Origin of the sequence: Selenomonas bovis DSM 23594 (genome assembly GCF_000381005.1) — a bacterium.
Lineage (GTDB): Bacteria > Bacillota > Negativicutes > Selenomonadales > Selenomonadaceae > Selenomonas_C > Selenomonas_C bovis.
Genome location: NZ_KB908379.1, coordinates 148,837 through 168,782 on the forward strand (window position 1 = coordinate 148,837; position 19,946 = coordinate 168,782).

Annotated in this window: 16 protein-coding genes and 1 tRNA gene; 5 read left to right on the forward strand and 12 right to left on the reverse strand. The window is 63.0% G+C overall.

Going from position 1 to position 19,946, the window contains the following annotated elements:
- Positions 1-40: 40 nt before the first annotated feature.
- The 4 genes from F599_RS0100735 to F599_RS0100750 form a co-directional block, all read right to left on the reverse strand.
- The gene (locus F599_RS0100735; protein WP_019541625.1) at positions 41-604 is read right to left on the reverse strand and encodes an acyl-CoA thioesterase; all 564 of its coding nucleotides are present in this window, start codon (positions 602-604) and stop codon (positions 41-43) included.
- Between the two features lie 57 nt (positions 605-661).
- Positions 662-1,213 carry a phosphoribosyltransferase family protein gene (locus F599_RS0100740; protein ID WP_019541626.1) on the reverse strand — a complete coding sequence of 184 codons (552 nt, stop codon included), beginning with the start codon at positions 1,211-1,213 and terminating at the stop codon, positions 662-664.
- Between the two features lie 225 nt (positions 1,214-1,438).
- Positions 1,439-2,323, reverse strand: a complete 885-nt coding sequence (locus F599_RS15305) for a hypothetical protein (RefSeq protein ID WP_156021898.1) — start codon at positions 2,321-2,323, stop codon at positions 1,439-1,441.
- Between the two features lie 46 nt (positions 2,324-2,369).
- Positions 2,370-4,439, reverse strand: coding sequence for a polyribonucleotide nucleotidyltransferase (locus tag F599_RS0100750; protein ID WP_019541628.1), 2,070 nt, complete (start codon positions 4,437-4,439; stop codon positions 2,370-2,372).
- Between the two features lie 379 nt (positions 4,440-4,818).
- Between F599_RS0100750 and F599_RS0100755 the strand changes: the two genes are divergently transcribed.
- The 5 genes from F599_RS0100755 to F599_RS0100775 all read left to right on the forward strand — a co-directional run bounded on the left by F599_RS0100755 (position 4,819) and on the right by F599_RS0100775 (position 10,033).
- Positions 4,819-5,148, forward strand: a complete 330-nt coding sequence (locus F599_RS0100755; RefSeq protein WP_051081640.1) for an EscU/YscU/HrcU family type III secretion system export apparatus switch protein — start codon at positions 4,819-4,821, stop codon at positions 5,146-5,148.
- Complete coding sequence (locus tag F599_RS0100760; RefSeq protein WP_019541630.1) at positions 5,145-5,507, forward strand: YraN family protein; 363 nt, start codon at positions 5,145-5,147, stop codon at positions 5,505-5,507. Before F599_RS0100755 ends, F599_RS0100760 begins: the two co-directional genes overlap by 4 nt.
- Positions 5,508-5,518: 11 nt before the next feature.
- The gene (locus tag F599_RS0100765) at positions 5,519-7,051 is read left to right on the forward strand and encodes a YifB family Mg chelatase-like AAA ATPase (protein ID WP_019541631.1); all 1,533 of its coding nucleotides are present in this window, start codon (positions 5,519-5,521) and stop codon (positions 7,049-7,051) included.
- A gap of 349 nt (positions 7,052-7,400) precedes the next feature.
- A complete protein-coding gene (priA, locus tag F599_RS0100770; protein WP_033368902.1) occupies positions 7,401-9,872 on the forward strand; it encodes a replication restart helicase PriA in 2,472 nt (823 codons plus the stop codon).
- Between the two features lie 84 nt (positions 9,873-9,956).
- Positions 9,957-10,033, forward strand: a tRNA-Pro gene (locus F599_RS0100775).
- Positions 10,034-10,248: 215 nt separating this feature from the next.
- Here the strand turns inward: F599_RS0100775 and F599_RS0100780 are convergent.
- The 8 genes from F599_RS0100780 to F599_RS0100815 all read right to left on the reverse strand — a co-directional run bounded on the left by F599_RS0100780 (position 10,249) and on the right by F599_RS0100815 (position 19,729).
- Positions 10,249-12,912 carry a DNA translocase FtsK gene (locus F599_RS0100780; protein WP_019541633.1) on the reverse strand — a complete coding sequence of 888 codons (2,664 nt, stop codon included), beginning with the start codon at positions 12,910-12,912 and terminating at the stop codon, positions 10,249-10,251.
- A gap of 79 nt (positions 12,913-12,991) precedes the next feature.
- Complete coding sequence (locus F599_RS0100785; protein ID WP_019541634.1) at positions 12,992-14,269, reverse strand: amidohydrolase; 1,278 nt, start codon at positions 14,267-14,269, stop codon at positions 12,992-12,994.
- 107 nt (positions 14,270-14,376) lie between these two features.
- A complete protein-coding gene (locus F599_RS0100790; protein ID WP_026327715.1) occupies positions 14,377-15,618 on the reverse strand; it encodes an adenosylhomocysteinase in 1,242 nt (413 codons plus the stop codon).
- Between the two features lie 188 nt (positions 15,619-15,806).
- Positions 15,807-16,565 carry a 5'/3'-nucleotidase SurE gene (gene surE, locus F599_RS0100795; protein ID WP_019541636.1) on the reverse strand — a complete coding sequence of 253 codons (759 nt, stop codon included), beginning with the start codon at positions 16,563-16,565 and terminating at the stop codon, positions 15,807-15,809.
- A gap of 4 nt (positions 16,566-16,569) precedes the next feature.
- A complete protein-coding gene (locus F599_RS0100800; protein ID WP_019541637.1) occupies positions 16,570-17,523 on the reverse strand; it encodes a DUF2156 domain-containing protein in 954 nt (317 codons plus the stop codon).
- Positions 17,524-17,662: 139 nt separating this feature from the next.
- On the reverse strand, positions 17,663-18,136 hold the full coding sequence (locus F599_RS0100805) for a lysozyme family protein (protein ID WP_156021899.1): 474 nt from the start codon (positions 18,134-18,136) through the stop codon (positions 17,663-17,665).
- The gene (locus F599_RS0100810) at positions 18,133-18,546 is read right to left on the reverse strand and encodes a peptide deformylase (RefSeq protein ID WP_019541639.1); all 414 of its coding nucleotides are present in this window, start codon (positions 18,544-18,546) and stop codon (positions 18,133-18,135) included. The genes F599_RS0100805 and F599_RS0100810 overlap by 4 nt, the downstream gene beginning before the upstream one ends.
- Before the next feature lie 79 nt (positions 18,547-18,625).
- The gene (locus F599_RS0100815) at positions 18,626-19,729 is read right to left on the reverse strand and encodes a M48 family metallopeptidase (protein WP_019541640.1); all 1,104 of its coding nucleotides are present in this window, start codon (positions 19,727-19,729) and stop codon (positions 18,626-18,628) included.
- Between the last annotated feature and the right edge of the window lie 217 nt (positions 19,730-19,946).

Below are 19,946 nucleotides of genomic sequence, written 5' to 3' on the forward strand. Positions count from 1 at the left end.
AGTGCGGCTGTCACAGCGGCGCTGTACTCCCGCGCGCATGTCATTTTTTCTGCAGTTCCACGACCTTGGCGCCGTGCGCCGCCTCTGCGTCCACAGGTTCGCGCAGCGTCTTCTTCGCGAGATCACGCGCCTTCTGTGCCTCGCGTTCCCGCTTCTTGAGCTGCTTGTGGTGCTCATAGCGCTGGCGGCCTGCCTCGAACGCCTCCCGCGCCTCATCCGTATCGAGGATGAGCGGCGGTACTGCCTTTGGGCGGGAGTTCCGATCGAGCGCCACCATCGTGAAATAAGCGGAGAGCGCTTTCTGGGGCTTGCCCTCATGATCGAGATCCTCGACCTCCACATTGACGGCAATCTCCATCGAGCTGTGGCCGACAAAGACGATATCCGCCGTGCAGGTCACGAGATCGCCGATGAGGATGGGCTGATGGAACTCGAGCTCATCGACGCGTGCCGTCACGACGTTGGAGCGCGCGTATTTCCTTGCGGCCGCATAGGCCGTCGAATCCATCATCTTCATGATCTCGCCGCCATGAACGTTGCCGTTCGGGTTCGCCTGACTCGGCATCATGACCTGGCTGATGACGATGCGGTTATTCTCACTCATTAGGTATGCCCCCTTATTCCTGTATCATCACGCGCAGAGAGCGCGGCCCCGCAGGGCTTATTCCGCCGCAAAGAGCGGCAACGGCGCGAGATAGAGGATATCCGTACGCTTCGCGGCATCTCCCTCCGCGAGCGCCGCCGCCTCACCGATGACCTCGCCGCCCGCCTTCTCGCAGAGCTCGCGCAACGCCTTCATCGAGCCGCCCGTACTGATGACATCGTCGAGCAGCAGCACCTTGCGGCCGCGGAGACGTTCGATGTCCGGCCCATCGAGACAGAGCGTCTGCTCGCCAGCCGTCGTGATAGAGACGTCCTTGACCCAGAGCGGATGCTCCATATAAGCCTTGACAGACTTACGCGCGACGACGTAGCGCCGCTGCCCGAGCTCGCGCGCGAGCTCAGCGGCAAAGGGGATGCCCTTCGTCTCCGCCGTGAGGATGACCTCTGTCTCCTCTGGCACCTTCTTTGCCATTTCCTGTGCGCAGCGCGTGACAAGCTCGACGTCACCGAGCATGACGAAACCAGCGATGGCGAGCGTCTCCGTCACGTTGAGAATCGGCAGCTGCCGCGTCACACCGGCGACGGTCAGCTCATAGTATCGTTTTGCCATATTACATTCATTCCTTTGGGCTGTGATACGCATCATTATATCATCTTTTCCCGGAAAACGGTAGGCGAGAAGCAGCAATTCCAGACAGCAGCCAGGCAATGCCATTTCCTGCGTTGACGCGAAAAGGCGGCCCTTGCCGGACCGCCTCGAGAGCATCGTCGATGCCCTGCGTTCTCTTATACACCTGACGGCAGGAAACGCGCGCAGAAAGACAGCCGCTGCGCCTCAAAAATCAAATCCGTCACCGCCGCCGTCATCATAGCCGCCGTCATAGCTGTCTCCGCCGCCATCATAATCACCGCCGTAATCATCGCCGTCATAACCATCATAGCCGCTGTCATACGCATCGCTGCTGTCGCCATAGCCGCTGCCATCATCGTCGTCGTAGCCGTCATCGTAGCTATCATCCTCTGCGTCGTAGCCACTATCCTCCTCGTCGCCGCCATAGTCGTTCACGTCGTAGTCAGCATCACCGTCGTCATCATAGCCGTCATCATCATAGTCACTGCTATCATAAACATCGGCATCATAACTGCCATCACCGATGCCATCATCATAGTCGGCACCGTCCGCCGCAGCGCCGCCGTCATCCATATCATAGCTGCTATCCATCTGTTGCCGATCGAGCATCTCCTGCTGCCGCGCGGCAATCTCCTGACGGACGAGATCCTGCTGCGCCGCGGCATCATGGTGATGCATGAGCGCCGCGCCGCCGATCGCGCCGGCGACGGCAGCGGCCGCCATCATGCGGCTGTCGTGCGCGCGCTCCTGCGCCTGCGCGCGGCGGGCGGCAGCGAGCGCCTGCCGGTCGTAACGCGCATCCTGCGGCTCTCGTACGCGCGCAGCTGCTGCCGGGTGCGCTGCCTCCTCCGGACGCGCGTGCAGCAGCGAAGCGGCACGCGGCGGCGCAGCGCGTCTGACCGCCTGTGTTGCAGGAAACGGCGCCGCTTCCTGCCCGCTGCTCTTTGCCTCGGCCATTCCTTCGCCCGCAGCCGACGGCCGCAGTTCTTCCTGCGGCGGCTGCTCATGAAGGCTCTGGATGAATTTCCGCAATAAAACCATAAACACGACGGCTGCCGCCGCCAATACCAAAGCTCGTACCATCATCATAACCTCCCCCGCTCTCCGTTCTCACCGGCGCTCTCCTGCCAGAGACTCAGAGCGTCGCCTTATGGCTCAGGTTGATGCGCCCCTTTTCGTCGATTTCCACGACCTTCACCGTCAGCTGATCGCCCACCTGCACGACGTCCTCCACGCGTTCCACGCGGTGGTTCGCGAGCTGCGAGATATGGCAGAGACCCTCCTTGTTCGGCAGGATCTGCACGAACGCGCCGAACTTCAGCAAGCGCGTGACCGTCCCCGTGTAGACCTCGCCGACCTCGACCTCGCGCACGATGTCCTCGATCATCTGTTTCGCCCGCGCCATGGCCGCGGCGTCCGGTGACGTGAGGAAGATATGGCCATCCTCATGGATATCGACATCGACGCCCGTCTCGTCGACGATGCCGCGCACGACCTTGCCGCCCGTGCCGATGACGTCGCGAATCTTGTCCACCTTGATGGTGATGGTCTCAACGCGCGGTGCATACGGGGAGAGCTCGGCCGCGGGCGCGGGGATGCAGGCGAGCATCTTGTCGAGGATGAACGCCCGCCCGCGCTTCGCCTGCGCGAGCGCCGCCTGGAGGATATCGCGGCTCAGGCCGTCCACCTTGATGTCCATCTGCAGTGCCGTGATGCCCTCAGACGTCCCCGCCACCTTGAAGTCCATATCGCCGAGCGCGTCCTCCATGCCTTGGATATCCGTGAGGATGGTGTACGCGTCGCCCTCTTTCACGAGGCCCATCGCGACGCCGGATACGGGCCGCTTGATGGGAACACCCGCGTGCATGAGCGAGAGCGTGCTGCCGCAGACAGAGGCCATCGAGCTCGAGCCGTTCGACTCGAGCACCTCCGAGACGACGCGGATCGTATAGGGGAACGACTCGATGGACGGCACGACAGGCAGCAGCGCGCGCTCCGCGAGCGCGCCGTGACCGATCTCGCGCCGTCCCGGGCTGCGCATCGGCCGCGCCTCGCCGACGCTGTATCCTGGAAAATTGTATTGGTGGAGGTAATGCTTCGTCGTCTCGGGCCCGAGACCGTCGATGACCTGCTCATCGCTGAGCGCGCCGAGCGTCGTCACGGAGAGCACCTGCGTCTGACCGCGCGTGAAAAGCGCCGAGCCGTGCGGACGCGGCAGCAGCCCGACCTCGCAGGAGACGGGGCGCACCTCCTCGAGCCCGCGCCCATCGGGACGGATCTTCTCCCGCGTAATCATGCGGCGCACGACGGACTTCTCGAGGTCGTGGAACGCCATCGCGATCTCCTTCTCCATCTCCGGATACTCCGGCAGGAACTTCTCCATCATATCGGCGGCGATGGCCGCGATATGCGCGTCGCGATCGAGCTTGTCAGGGTTCCGCACCGCCTCGTCGAGGAGCGGCCGCGCGGCGGTGTCGAGCGCCTCTGCGAGCGCCTCAGGCACCTTGAAGAGCCGCGCCTCGCTTTTCAGCTTGCCGCAGGCCGCCTGGATCTCCTGCTCGAACGCCACGATGCGCTGGATCTCCTTGTGTCCGAACAGGATGGCATCGAGCACGACCTCCTCGGGCAGCTCAGACGCCCCGGCCTCGACCATCATAACCGCGTCGGCCGAGCCTGCCACCGTGAGATTGAGCGTTGAGACCTCGCGCTGCGCCGCCGTCGGATTGATGACGAACGCCCCGTCGACGCGTCCCACGCGCACGCCCGCAATCGGTCCGTCAAAGGGAATATCCGACACCGAGAGCGCGCAGCTCGCGCCGATCATGCCCGCGAGCTCCGGCGCGTTGTCCGGCTCGACGGAGAGCACCGTTGCGACGATCTGCACATCGTTGCGGTACCCCTTCGGGAACAGCGGACGGATGGGCCGGTCGATGAGACGCGCGCAAAGCGTCGCATCGTTCGACGGACGCCCCTCACGCTTGATGAAACCGCCCGGAATCTTCCCCGCCGCGTACATCTTCTCCTCATAGTCCACTGTGAGCGGGAAGAAATCGACGCCCTCGCGCGGCTCCTTCGACGCCGTCGCCGTCACGAGCACGACGGTGTCACCATAGCGCACGAGCACCGCGCCATTCGCCTGCTTCGCCATTTTCCCCTGCTCTATCGTCAGTGTGCGTCCGCCCACTTCCATCGAAAAGGTCTCCATCCTGATGCCTCCATATCTCATACATTATCATTTGTTCTCACTCATTTCTTTTCGACGAAATCGCGGGAAATCCTTTTCCGCCTTATGAAAAATGTCCTGTCTCCTATGATCCCTGCTTCCAGGGCGGCCACGCCGCATACTGCGGCCAAGATTCATTATTGACGCTCCATCAGCCAATCGGTATAATGAAAAAATAAGGAAGCGCTGACCAAATGAAGTGCCCTGAATTTATCGTCGACGAGAGGACAGGGTTCTGAATGATCAACGATTCCATAAGGAAATATTACCGAGCCGCTCCCAGTTTCCACAGCGATCAATGGCAGATGGTGCGGGCGAGAAGCGGCAGCCCCCCAAAACAGCACCGAGGCAGGTGAAAGCGATGGAACGATACAAAAAGCCAATGGAAGAGCCGGAGACAGACCCGCAAGCGAAAAAGAAGGCCGTCGCACTCCAGTACGACCAGGCGCGCGACCGTGCGCCGCGCGTAACGGCAAAGGGACGCGGCTATGTGGCGGAGAACATCCTCGCCGCGGCGCAGCGCAGCACGGTTCCCGTCTATCAGAACAAGACGCTCGTCAACATGCTCATGGCACTCGAGCTCGACCGGGAAATCCCACCGGAGCTCTACCACTCCATCGCCGAGGTCATGGCCTACATCTACCGCATGGACCGCGCGCGCGGCGAGCGCCAGCAGGAGAAAAAAGCATGAGCCGTCAGGAACTGGGACAGCGCGGCGAGGAGTGTGCGGTGGCTTTCCTCGAACGCAAGGGGTACCGCATCGCCGCGCGCAACTACCGCGCCAAGGTGGGCGAAATCGACATCATCGCCTGGCAGGACAGGGAGACGCTCGTCTTCGTCGAGGTCAAGACGCGGCAGGGCTGTCTCTTCGGCGCGCCTGCGCAGGCCGTCGACGCACACAAGAAGAAAAAGATCATCCTGACCGCTACGCAGTATCTGCGGCAGAAACGTCTTGGCGACTGTTTCTGCCGCTTCGATGTCATAGAAGTCTACGCTATACCCACTGCGCCTTGGCGCATCCGCCACTACGAGGGCGCGTTCGAGATGTGAGGAGGAGACCTATGTTCGCAAAGTCTTACGGAGCGACGACGCTCGGCGTCGACGGCCTCATCATCGACGTGGAGGTCGACGCGGGGTTCGGGTTCCCCGCGTTCGACATCGTCGGCCTGCCGGACACCGCAGTGCGCGAGAGCAAGGAGCGCGTGCGCACCGCCATCAAGAATTCCGGCATCAAGCTCAAGCAGGAAAAGGTCACCATCAACCTCGCACCGGCGGATATCCGCAAGGACAGCTCGGGACTCGACCTGCCGATCGCCGTCGGCCTGCTCGCGGCGCACGCCGTGCTGCCTGTGGAAACCCTCGCAGGCAATCTTTTCGCGGCGGAGCTTTCCCTCGAAGGAGAATGCCGCCCCGTGCAGGGCGTCCTCTCCATGGTTGTCGAGGCGAAACGGCGGGGCTTTGCCGCTGCTTACGTCGCTAAGGCCAACGTGAACGAGGCGCTGCTCGTGCAGGGCATCGCGGTCTACGGCGTCGGCACGCTCGCCGAGCTCGTGGCACACCTTCGCGGCGAGCAGCCGCTCACAGCGACCGTTCCCGCACCGCCTGCGGAGGAAAGCGCCGGCTGGACAGATGATTTCGCCGATGTGCAGGGACAATACGCGGCCAAGCGCGCGCTCGAGATCGCCGCGGCGGGCGGGCACAATGTCCTGATGGTCGGCGTGCCCGGCTCAGGAAAGACCATGCTCGCGCGCCGCGTGAGCTCCATCCTACCCGCGCTCACACCGGAGGAAGCGCTCGAGGTCACGAAGATCTACAGCATCGCCGGGCTCCTGCCGCGCGGCGGCGGCCTTGTCACGGAGCGCCCGTTCCGCGCGCCCCATCACACGACGAGCATGACGGCGATGATCGGCGGCGGCAGCATCCCGCGCCCCGGCGAAGTCACGCTCGCGCATGACGGCGTACTCTTCCTCGACGAGCTGCCGGAGTTCCAGAAAGCGACGCTCGAGGTACTCCGGCAGCCGCTCGAAGACAGGGAGATCCTCGTCTCCCGCGTGCATGCCTCGCTCAAGTTCCCCTCCTCCTTCATGCTGATCGCGGCGATGAACCCTTGCCCATGCGGCTACCAGGGCGACGAGAGCGGCGGACGTGTCTGCGAGTGCACGCCGGGGGAGATCAAGCGCTACACGCGCAAGATTTCCGGGCCGCTGCTCGACCGCATCGACATCCATATCCGCGTGCCGCGCGTCGCGTACAAGGAGCTCTCCTCGCACAAGAAAGCCGAGCCATCCGCCGCCATCCGCGCGCGCGTCGAGGCCGCGCGGCGCATCCAGGGCGAGCGGCTCAAGGAGTACGGGCTTTTCTGCAACGCACAGATGAACCACGCGCTGCTCCAGCGCCTCTGCCCGCTCGAGCCGCAGGCGCAGCAGCTCCTCGCGGCCGCCTTCGAGAAAATGCATCTCTCCGCGCGCTCCTACGACCGCATCATCAAGGTCGCGCGCACCGTCGCGGATCTCACCGGTCATGAACGCATCGGCCCCGCCGAAATCGGCGAGGCCATCCAGCTGCGCAATGATGTCGGCTTGCAGCTGGAGTGAAACGACGCACTGCCGCCTGCGCAGCTATGAGGCCAGAGGAACCGCTGGGGAAACGAGTCGCTCCCGATTCTTCCGGCGATATATCAGGTTTTGAGGAACCGCTGATTAAGGAACCGCTGATTAAATGAGGTGCTCCGGATTTACGTGGATGCGCTGTATCTCTCTAGGAGACAAACCGCAGGCGTAGCCGAAGCTACGCTGAGGATTTGTTGACGACGAGAGGACAGTGCAGACGCGTGAAGACGGAGTGCCGAATTAATCAGTGGTTCCTTGAGGAAATCAGCCAGACAGCCGCCGCTCGATGGCTGATTTCCTTGCATTTTAGGAGGAACCTTCCTTGGAGAACACCATCCTGACCGCCCAGGTCTTTGTCAATTTGCCGGTCAAGAGCATCGCGAAGCCCTACACCTACCGCATACCACCGGAACTCGCGCAGGTCGGCCCCGGCTGGCGCGTGCTCGTCCCGTTCGGCGGGCGCAAGGTCGAGGGCTTCATCCTCGCGACGCAGCGGCAGCCTGTGGAGGCGCTCGCGGGACTGAAGCTCAAGGACATCAGCGCGACCGTCGACGAGGAGGCCTGGTTCCAGCCCGTCATGCTCGAGGAAGCGCGCTGGATGGCCTCGTTCTATCTCTGCTCGCTCGCGGAGACGATGCGCCTCTTCATGCCGGGAAAGAGCGGCCTCAAGATCACGGTCGCCTATACGGCGGAGGCTGCCGCACACGACCACGTCCTGCTCGGCCAAAGCACCTACCGCGCGCTCTACGACTACATCGCCGCACACGGCCCCGTGCGGCGGCCGCAGCTTGCCAAGGCCTTCCCCGCGCCCTATGACCTCACAACATGTCTCGACAAGCTCTGCGCCTATCATATCCTCCGCAAAGAATACGAGGCGAAAGGGCGCGACGCGGCGCGCTACGAGCGCATCGCCGTGCTGCAGGAGCCGCTGACAGCAGCGCGGCGGCAGGAGTTCTCCCGCCGCAAAGCGCAACTCGCCCTCTGGGAATATCTCGAGGCGCACGGCGGCAGCGTTTCCTTCCAGGCGCTCAAGGACGCAGGAAAGACGACGGCGACCGTGCAGAAACTCGCAGCGGCCGGCATCATCTCTGTGCAGCAGCGCCGCGTGCTGCGCGACAGCTACGCCGCGATTGACAGCACGCAGGAGGCGCGCACGCTCACGGAGGAGCAGGCGGCGGCCGTCCGCGCCGTCGCGCCCTGCATCGAGCAGCGCAAATACCAGGGGTTCCTGCTCTACGGCGTCACGGGCAGCGGCAAGACGCAGGTCTACATCGAGCTCGCGCGTCTCGTGCGCCGCGCGGGGCGGCAGGTCATCGTGCTCGTGCCGGAAATCGCGCTGACGGGACAGCTCGTGCTCGCGTTCAAGGCGTATTTCCGCCAGGACATCATCGTCATGCACAGCCGCTTGACGCTCGCGGAGCGCAACGATGCCGTGCACCGCGTGCGCCGCGGCGAGGCAGGCGTCATCATCGGCGCGCGCTCCGCACTCTTCACGCCAGCGGAGCAGGTCGGCCTCATCATCCTAGACGAGGAGCAGGACATGAGCTACAAGCAGGACGAGTCGCCGCGCTACCACGCGCGCGTCGTCGCCGAGGCCTTCGCGCGCTTCCAGCGGGCGGTGCTCGTCCTCGGCAGCGCGACGCCCTCGCTCGAGACGTACCACCGCGCGCGCACGGGGGAGCTCACGCTGCTCGCCATGCCGCACCGCGTCGGTGCGGTCCCGCTGCCGGAGGTCGCCTGCGTCGACATGCGTCAGGAGCTCCGCCTGGGGAACCGCCACATCATCTCGCGGCCGCTCGAGGCGCTCATCCGCCAGACACTCGCCGCTCACGAGCAGATCATCATCATGCTGAACCGGCGCGGGTACTCGACATTCGTCATGTGCCGCTCCTGCGGCGAGGTCATCAAGTGCCCCGACTGCGGCCTGCCGCTCGTCTATCACCAGCGGCGCGCCCCGCAGGGCGGCGTGCCGCGCGGCCTCCTCCTCTGCCATCACTGCGACATCCGCCAGAGCATCCCCGACACCTGTCCCAAGTGCGGCAGCCGCTACATCAAATATTTCGGCTCAGGCACGGAGAAACTGGAGCAGGAGCTGCGCGCACTCGTCCCTAAGGCGCGCGTCATCCGCATGGATCGCGATACGACAGGCACGAAATTCGCGCATCAGGACATCCTGCGCCGCTTCCGCGCGGGAGAATACGATATCCTGCTCGGCACGCAGATGGTCGCCAAAGGGCATGACATCCCGGGTGTCACCGCCGTCGGCATCATCAGCGCCGACGCCAGTCTCAACATGCCGGACTTCCGCGCGGCGGAACGCTGCTTCATGCTCATCACGCAGACGGCGGGCCGCGCTGGGCGGCGCGTCCGCGGTGCGCGCCGCGGCAAGGTCCTCGTGCAGACCTACAACACCGAGCACTACGCCGTCCAATGCGGCATCCGCCAAGACTACGCGGGCTTCTACGCGCAGGAGATCCAGCTGCGCCGCGCCCTCGGTTATCCCCCGTTCACGCGCCTCATCAAGCTCCTCTTCCAAGCGGAGAGTGAGGCCGCCGCGCGTGAGCAGGCCGCCACTTTCGTCACTGCCTGCCGGCAGGAATTCGGCGCACCTGCCAACGTCACGCAGCCGCGCGCGGAGGTCATCGGCCCCGCCCCCGCACTCGTTGCGAAATTCCGCGGCACCTACCGCTTCGTCGTGCTCATCAAGGCCCGCGATCTCGCGGCCGTGCAAGCCTATCTGCGCAGCTGCCGGCTACACTTGCGCACCGACGTCGCCATCGACATCGATCCGATCACCATGATGTGAAGACGAATCGCTAGCCTGGCCCATACTTTTTAAAATTTTTCTTGACAGAACAAAAAAGATTGACTATAATATCTCTTGTGTTCGCGGGATGTGGCACAGTTTGGTAGCGCGCTTCGTTCGGGACGAAGAGGCCGCAGGTTCGAATCCTGTCATCCCGACCAGGAAATCATAGAGGCATGTCTGGCTCGCAGGAGTCGGCGGCCTCTTTTTTGTTGCACACGGAAGACCGCCGCCGTACCTGCTGCGGTCTACGCCCTCCTGCAAAAGGGGCGCAGCCGCATACAGCATTTCTAAAATAGAGCATCCCCCGGTAAGCAGCTTTCCAGTTGCTTACCGGGGGATGCTCTATTTTCTGGGTTTTTACGCAGAACTTCCGCTACGCGTTTGCCGCGACGGCCTGTTCTACGGCCTGGCGTGCCTCGTCGGCACTCATGAGAATGTCGCGCGGCTTGCTGCCCTGGCTCGGGCCGACGATGCCGAGTTCCGCCATCGTGTCGATGAGGCGCGCCGCGCGCGTGTAGCCGATGCTGAACCGGCGCTGGATGCCGCTTGAGGAGGCAATGCCCGTCGACATGACGCAGTTCACGGCTTCACCGAGGAGCTCGTCGATTTTCGGTTTCTTATGGCCGCCGCTCTTTCCTTCCTCCTCTTCCCGCATTGCGTTCTCCGTAAAGGCGACGATCTCCTCGTTCGTCTCCGCCTCCTGTCCCTGCGAACGAATGAAGTCGAGGAGTTTCTCCACCTCTTCGTCGCTGATGAAAGCGCCCTGTACGCGGCGCGGCTTCGCCGCGCCGACGGGATAAAAGAGCATGTCGCCCTTGCCGAGGAGCTTCTCCGCGCCGCTCGCGTCGAGAATCGTGCGCGAGTCGATCTGGCTTGAGACGGCGAACGAGATGCGTGATGGGATGTTCGCCTTGATGATGCCCGTGATGACGTCGACGGACGGGCGCTGCGTCGCGAGCACCATGTGGATGCCAGCCGCGCGCGCTTTCTGCGCGAGGCGGCAGATGGCGTCCTCGACATCGTGCGGCGCTACCATCATGAGGTCGGCGAGCTCGTCGATGATGATGACGATGGCCGGCATCGTCTCCTCGGGGAAATGCGCGTTGTAGGTCTGCATGTTGCGCACATTGTGCTCCGCGAACTTCGCGTAGCGCTTCTCCATCTCCTGCACGGCCCAGTTAAGGACCGAGGCTGCCTTTTTCGCCTCGGTCACGACGGGCACCATGAGATGCGGGATGCCGTTGTAGTTCGAGAGCTCGACCATCTTCGGATCGATGAGGATGAACTTCACCTCGTCAGGCTTCGCCTTGAAGAGGATACTCGTGATGAGCGTGTTGATGCAGACGGACTTGCCAGAGCCCGTCGCGCCGGCGACGAGCAGATGCGGCATCTTCGCGAGATCGGCGAAGATGGCCTGCCCGCCGATGTCCATGCCGAGGCCGACCGTGAGCTTCGATTTCGCCTTGGCGAATTTCTCGTTCTCGAGCACCTCGCGCAGCCGGACGCCCTCGAGCTCCTTGTTCGGCACCTCGATGCCGATGGCCGCCTTGCCGGGGATCGGCTCGATGCGCACGGAAAAGGCCGCGAGCGAAAGCGCGAGATCCTCTGAGAGGTTCGTGATCTTGCTGACCTTGACGCCGGGGGCCGGCTCGAGCTCGTAGCGCGTGACGGCTGGACCGTGGCAGGCGTTGATGATCTTCGCGTCGACATGGAAGTCATGGAGCGTCTTCGCGAGCGTGCGCGCGTTGTCCTCGATCTCCATCTCGAGCGCCACGCTCTTCTTCTTCACGTTCTTCGTGAGGATGTCTGTGACCTTCGGCAGGACGTATGGCTTCGGCGGCGGTGCGGCGGGCGCTGCCGGCGGATGTTCCGGTGCGTCCTCGCCGGGGAAATGCGCGGTCATGCTGTCAGACCGCGCGAGCGTGCTGTACTCCGGCGCCTTGGCGAGATGCGTAGCGGAGGCAGCGGCAGCACTGCCTGTGCCAGCGGCGGTCGGCACGGCGGCTGCCGCCTCTGCGGCTCCCGCAACACCGGCCGCGGCGAGTGCCGCGAGGCCAGCGCGCGCCGCCGCTTCTTCGTCCGCCTCGTCCTCCTCTGCCGCCATATCCTCCGGCGTCAGCGCAGGCTCCTCTGCGCCGCGCGCGCCGTAGTCGATGGTGAACCGCGGCGGCTCCGGAGCCGTTACTGCAGGCGACTCAGCAGACGCTTCGCGCTCCGGCTCACTTTCCCATGCCGCCATGTGCGAGGCCGGGGGATCCTGCGGCGCAGCAGCAGCCGCAGTCTCCCCCTCATCTGCCGTCTGCTCCGCGACCGGCGGCTCGGAGAACCTGTGGTCCGCAGCCTGGTTGTAGAACGACTGCGCCTTGGCGCGAACCTTTTCCACGACCTGCCCGCCGGCACGTTCCCCGACCTCCGCTACCCTGTCACAGGTGACAGCGACGGCTTTGCCTGCAGCCTGCGCGCCCCGTTTCGCCGTTTCCTCTGTCTTCAGGAGGCCGGCGGCGAGCGACCAGGTCGTCGAGAGCAGCACCGCGCCGACAAGGCCGACGCCGATGACGATGATGGCGCCGTCGACGCCGAAGAACCGCCGGATGATGAGGAGCAGGCCGCCGCCGATGAGACCGCCGCCGCGCGGCAGGCTCTCCGGCAGGATCTCCGCACCCGGTACCGTGACGAAATGATGATATGCCGCGAGCGCGAGCGCGAAAAGCGCCGTGAGACCGAAGAAACGCAGCGAATAGCGGAGGCCGTGATGCTTCGTCATGTACTGCCAGCCGATGAGCAGGATGAGCAGCACGACGAGCGCGGCCCCCACGCCGAAGAGATAATGCAGGCATTTGGCAAACGTCAGTCCCACGAAACCGACATTGAGCCCCGCGAGCCCGCAGGCGGAAATCAGTCCCGCAGCGAAAAAGAGCAGTCCGATGAGCTCATAGCGGCGGCCGGGCGCGGCGGGCGCGGGCTTTCTGCGCGCCGCCTGCCGCTGCGCCTTCGTCGCGCGGGCCGCGGGTTTCTTCGCGGGTGTTTTCTTTTTCAAGGGATCACCTCATAAGGGAAATTTCTCGAGCGGCACCTGCCGCCAGAATCCGCGGGCGCAATGCCTCCCGCGCTGCCGCTCACCGCGTCAGGCGCGCGGCACAGCGGCTCGCCTCGAAAAGGATTTTCTCCTCGTCGAGCGTCTGGAGCGCGCGATGGCGCATGAGGATCTTGCCATCACAGAGCACGGTATCGACATCCGCCGCACTGCCGGAGTAGACGAGCAACGAGACCTCATTGTGCCGCGGGCACCAGGCCGCGCCCTTCATGGAGACGAGCGTGATATCCGCCTTGGCACCGGCTTCCAGGCGGCCGACATCCTTGAGCCCGACGGCCTCGGCACCGTACTCTGTGCCCATCTTGAGCGCCTCAAGCGCGGGCACAGCGAGCGGATCGTAGCTCGTGACCTTGTGCAGCAGGGCCGCGAGCTGGATTTCCTGCAGCATGTCGAGGTTGTTGTTCGACGAGGCGCCGTCGGTGCCGAGCGCGACACAGATCCCCTCCTCGCGCAGGCGCGGCACGGGCGCCGTGCCGCTCGCGAGTTTCATGTTGCTGCCCGGATTATGCGCGACGCGGATATGGTGCTTCTTCATGATGGCGATCTCTTCGTCGTCGAGATGGACGCAGTGCGCGGCGAGCGTGCCGCTCTCGAAGAGCCCCGTTTCCTCCACATAGGCAAACGGACGCTTGCCGTACTGCTTCTCGATCTGCGCAATCTCCGCGCGCGTCTCGTTCATGTGGATATGCACTTCCGCGCCGAGCTGCTGCGCCGCGCGCGCGACCTTTTTCAGGAAGTCCGGCGGACAGGTGTAGGGCGCGTGCGGGCCGAACATGACGGTGATGCGGCCGGCCGCCGCGCCGTGATAGTCCTTGTAGAGCGTGACATTCTCCTCGATTTTCTTCTCGCCGTCAGGCGCTACGCCGATGATACCGCGCGAGAGGACGCCGCGCATGCCCGACTGCGCGACGACATCCGCGACGCGCTCCATGAACGGCCCGTACATATCCGCGAAGGTCGTCGTGCCCGACTTGATCATCTCGACCGCGGCCAGCGCCGCGCCCCAGTAGATATCGTCAGAGACCATCTTCGCCTCGACCGGCCAGATATGGTTGTTGAGCCACTCCATGAGCTCCATATCATCCGCGTAGCTGCGCAGGAGCGTCATCGACGCGTGCGTATGGGCATTGACGAAGCCCGGCACCGCAAGCATATCTTTCCCATCTATGATCTCATCGGCTGCAAAGCCTTCGGGTACCGCGCCGACAGCCGCGATACGCGTGCCGTCGACGGCAATGGATGCCTGCGCGGTCGTCCCGTCCGGGCGGACGACCGCAGCGTCCTTGATGAGTGTCTTCATATCCTTTCCCCCTTGCTGCCATAGGCAAGAAAATGCCGCGGAGGAAGTTTCCCCGCAGCATTTCCTCATAGGCAAAGTCGTCAGAAACCGCGTTCTCAGTGATTCCCTTATTCCAGATTCAGATAGCGCCTCTGCTCCGGCGTGAGCTCGTCGATCTTGACGCCGAGCGCGGCGAGCTTGATGTTGGCGAGCTTTGTATTGATCTCCTCCGGCATCAGGTAGACTTCATTCTTGAGCTCCGCATGATGCTGGAGCAGATGCAGCGCTGAGAAGAACTGCACGCCGAACGAGAGATCCATGATCTCCGCCGGATGGCCGTCGCCAGCCGCGAGGTTCACGAGGCGTCCTTCCGCGAGCAGATAGAGCTTGCGGCCATCCTCCTGCACGAATTCCTCGATGTTCGGTTTCACCGTGCGGCGCGAGACGGAGAGGCCCGCGAGCTCCGGGATATTGATCTCGCAGTCGAAATGGCCAGCGTTCGCCATCATCGCACCGTTCTTCATGCTCTTGAAGTGGCGCTCGCGAATGACATCCTTATCACCCGTGAGCGTGAGGAAGATGTCGCCGATCTTCGCGGCCTCATCCATCGGCATGACGCGGAAACCGTCGAACACGGCCTCGATGGCTTTGATGGGATCGACCTCGGTGATGATGACGTTTGCGCCGAGCCCGCGCGCGCGCATCGCGCCGCCCTTGCCGCACCAGCCATAGCCCGCGATGACGACGTTCTTGCCCGCGATGACGAGATTCGTCGCACGCATGATGCCCTCCCACGTCGACTGGCCCGTGCCGTAACGGTTGTCGAAGAGGTACTTGCAGTACGCGTCGTTCGCCGCAATCATCGGGAACGCGAGCTTGCCCTCCTTCGCGAGGCCGTGCAGGCGGTGCACGCCTGTCGTCGTCTCCTCCGAGCCGCCGTAGACACCAGGTAGGAGCTCGCGGCGCGACGTGTGCAGCGTGTGCACGAGGTCGCCGCCGTCATCGATGAGCAGCATCGGCTTCGTATCGAGCGCGCGGTTGATGAAGGTGAAATACTCCTCCTCCGTGCAGCCGTGCCAGGCGAAGACCTTGATGCCGTCCTCGACGAGCGCCGCCGCCACGTCATCCTGCGTCGAAAGCGGGTTGCTGCCCGTGATGGCGACCTCTGCCCCCGCGTGCGCGAACACCTCCGCCATATAGGCTGTCTTCGCCTCGAGGTGCAGCGTGATGACCATGCGGATGCCCGCAAACGGCTTCGTCTTGGAGAACTCTTCATCAACGGCGCGCATCACCGGCATGAAGTTCTTCACCCACGCGATCTTATCATGCCCCGAGGGTGCCAATTTCATATCACGAATCATAGATTCCATGCAAACGAACCTCCTCAAATGCTGTCATGGCTTTATTCTACTAGTAAATCCCCAAGAGCGCAAGCCGCAGGCGCCGCGCGATTGGCTGGATTTACTGCAAGGGCGGGCGCACAATGTCCACGAAGTGGACGTTTGTGCGTTTAGCTTACTAGTAAATCCCCAAGAGCGCAAGCCGCAGGCGCCGCGCGTCACTTTTTCAGTCCATCCTCGAGCGCGGCGTAGTCCGTGAGATCCGTATGCAGCGGCGTCACGGAGATACCGCCCTGCGCGACCGTATAGAGGTCGGTGTGCGGCCCGTCGTCAGAGTCCTTGATTTCTCCCGCGACGGTGTAGAAGATGCGGCCGTCCGGCTGCACCGTCTGCCGGAACGCATTCTCGTAGTCGCGGCGTCCGAGGCGGCTCACCTGGAAATCCGCCTGGCGGAGTCGCTGCGGGAAATTCACATTGAGGAAGAACGGCACGTCCGCCCGCTCCGCCATCCTCTGCTCGAGGAACGGCACAACGAGCTCCGCCGCCCGCTCATACGCGTAATCCGCCTCGATGTCGAGCGAGATGGCCGCCGCGGCTATCTCGTGCAGGAATCCCTCCATCGCCGCGCCGACTGTACCAGAGTAGAGCACATCCGTCGCGAGATTCGCTCCGCGGTTGATCCCCGAGAGCACGAGGTCGATGGGACGGTTCGCGTCCATCAGCGCCTCGAGATAGAGCTTCACGCAGTCCGTCGGCGTGCCCGCAATGCGCCAGGCCGCCACCGCGCCGAGCTCGAGCGCGACGCCCGGCATCTCCTCCACCTCGATGGGACGATGCACATTGAGCGCATGCGCCATGCCGCTCTGCTCATGCCACGGCGCCGCGATATAGACCTCGTGGCGCGCAGCGCAGGCAGCGGCGAGCGCCCGCAGCCCCTCGGACGCGATGCCGTCGTCATTTGCTATCAGGATGCGCATAGGCTCATTTTTCTCCTTTGTATACCGCATTGAACTTTTCGATCATCTTGACCGGCTTGTAGGACTCCTTTGCCTTGCGCAGGCCCGGCAGCCCCATGTCCTCCTCGCGGTTGATATACGTCATATCCGACCACGCGTGCGAGACGAATCCCTGGTTGATGGCGGGATAGGCGCCGCGCACGTTGGGATCCGCTTTTTCCACATGGATGACGGCCGTGTCACGGTTGAGCTGCTCGCCGAAGGTGAACGCGACGACGCGCCCGTCGATGCGGATGACGCCGCCCTTGAGCGCGAAATCCTCGTAATTGTCGAAAATCTCGTGGATGGCGGCGCGCTCATAGCCGATGAAGGGATCCGCGTCAAGCTCCGCCGCGCGCAGCTGGTACCAACTCTCGAGCTCCTTGCGGCAGGCCGGGATGAGCTCCCGCGTGATGGGCAGATACTCCGCCTGCGGGTAGAGCTTATGGAACGCATTGAGATGGTTCTTCTTCGAGTGGAGTTTCCGCCCCGCGAGCGTGATGAGCTTCTCCGTGAGGTAGACATAGTCCGCGTTATCGCGGTCGTCCGTCACAGCGAACGACGCGCTCTCATACGACGCGAGGAACTGCGCAAAATCCTTCTCAAGTCCCATGAAGGAAAGCGTTTGTCCCTGCGCGCGGAAGTAGGCGAGGAACTTCTCTACGCCCTCGCGCCACTTTTCCTCCGGGCCGAACGGCTGCAGCGCCGAGAGCTTTCCCTCCCATTCGTTCACCATGTAGAGCACGTCGTCCTCCACCGCCCAGCGGATATGGTACGGCGTGCGCCACATGAAGAGATTCGTGAAATTCAGATGACTGTTTTCGTAATATCTGGCACGGAAGAACCGGTCGAGCACCGGCTTATCCTCTTTGCCAAGTTCCTTGAATTCGATGATATGTCGCCCCCTGTTCCCGGCATCCAGAAATGACGCCGACGTCATGCCGCTTCCACGCACGAGACGCAAACGCGACGGCGTATCAAGCCAAGGCATGACGTTATATTAGGAAGCGCTGACCCCCAGCGCTTCCCTTATTGTTTTCCATTATAGCAAGCGTGTCAACGCGCCCTCCGTAACGCACTCACGCAGGAGGCTGCGCATCGCCCCGCTGCGCGGCCGCGACGCCCTGCGCAAGATTGCGCAGCACCTCCGGCGTCACGCTGCCGCGGCCCGCCCGCTTCAAAAGCTGCGCCTCGTGCAAAATCTGCTCGATGCGCCCGATGTATTCCTGTTCCGCCTGCTCCATCACGCGCAGCATCGGATGTTCCAGACCGCGCGAAAAGAGCGCCGCTGCCTCCGACTTCAGATCGCGCAGCGTCTTTTTCTGCGTGAGGAGCTGGCCGATATTCTCCCGTGTGACCTGCGCGAGCGCCGCGTCAATTTTGTCGTGCAGCGCCTGCAGCCGCTGCGCGCCCGCCTTCATCTCCTCGAGCGTCCGCCTCTGCCGCGCGAGGCGGTGCCATTCCTCCGCCGTATGCGGAGCGTGCGCATGTCCGCAGCCGCAGCCGTCTGCCATTTCCCCGTGTGCCTGCCGCTGCCCATCCATTTCCATCAAATCAAAATTCCCTCCAGATGATCCATCTCATGCTGTACGATCTGCGCCGCAAGGCCGGTAAACCGCTGCTGCTTCCGCTTGAACTTCCGATCGCAATACGTCACCTCGATCCACGCATGTCGCCTGACAGGGCGCACGCCATCGAGGGACAGGCAGCCCTCTTCCGCCAGATACGTCTCCGGCGAGCGCGCCGTGATGACAGGATTCAACAACAGCAAATAAGCCTGCCCCGTCCGCACCGCGACGATGCGCTTCGTGATGCCGATCATGTTGGCCGCCATGCCGACGCAGTCCGCCGCGTGGGCCTTGAGCGTAGCGAGCAGGTCATCCGCCGCCTTCCCGTCTTTGCGCGTCGCGGGCAGCGACGGCTGCCGCAGCAGCGCCGTATCCCTCACGATTTCCCGTACCATAGCCTCGGTCAGTCCTCCCCGATTTTTATCATTTTGCAGCGGGACGCGGCTGAGGCAGCCGCGTCTCTCAGGACGGAGCTCATTTGATCTTGTTGAGCCGCTCAGCCAAAACCTCCGGTGACTCATCACCATCGACACAGGTCATGATGGGCTGCGCGCCGAGCTTGACCGTCTGCCCCTCCACGGTCGCAGCCTCCTTGTTATGTCCATTATGATATGCCGCCGCGAGGTTTCCCATGACGAAATACGCGCGCTCCTTCGCCGACATGTCCCCCGCAGCCGCCGGCTTCACGAACTCCTGCTTGTTGACCTTTACAACGCCCTCATCCTTGTCGATGGAGACATGTTTCCCGCTGTACGCCTCGAGCTTTTCCGCGGCTGTATCGCGGCGGGAGGTATCCGATGGATGGTCGCTGCCGCCATACGCCCAATAAAAAATCTCTGGTGTCTTCGAGCCGTTGCTCTTGTCAATGACGCGCTGCCAGATGGCTGCCGTCGCGCCGGGATTATAGTTGGAATGCGTGATGTACTCGAACGCAAGTGCATCCGCCTCCTTTTCCTGCGGCTTCGTGATGCCCTGGTTGTTCCAAGCGTTCGCCGCGAGATTGCCGAGAATCGAGCCGCCCGTCGCTGCCGCGAGCACTGCTGGGCCGATGGAGCGCTTCGCGCCGACGGCTGGATGATCCTTCTGCCCGTGCCCCATCTCGTGACCGAGTACGACAGCGATCTCATCGTCGTTCGTGAGCACATCGAAGAGTCCCGTATTCACGCTCATATCGTGTCCGAGCGTGCAGAACGCGTTGAAGGACTTTTCATTGTTGATGAAATAAAGATACGGCTTGTCGTAGATGGTAGGGTCGACAGAAGCAATCGCGCTTGTGAGGTTCGACATGATGCCATCGAGACGCGCGTTGAGCGCATAGTCTTCATTGACGCCGTACTGATCCTTGATCTGCTGCAGAAGTTCCTGCCGACCTTCCTCCGTGTTATTGTAATACTTGATCTGCTTGTTGAGCTGCGCCGAGTAGGCCGCGCCGCCGAGCAGCGCACCGACTACATCGCCCGTGCTAAACAGCCCCGCGTTCGCCACCGGCATAGGCGCGTACGCAAACGAGCCGGCAAACAGCACGGCGCAGGCGGACAGTGCCGCCGCGATCTGTTGTTTTCTTTTCTTGAAAGACATACCGGATCCCTCCCAGAAACTCATCCCATTCTTTTCTTCTATTCTAAATCATTTTCTTTGATTTACAAGGTCTCTCCTACGATTTTCCGAAATCTGCGCGCTGGAGAATCGCTGATGCATTCGGCATTGCTCCAGCTTCCTTCCATCTTCGGCCCAGCGCCTGCATTGTCGGACAGCTGCTTTCGCGGTATAATAGAGAAAGAAAAAACGTGGAGGT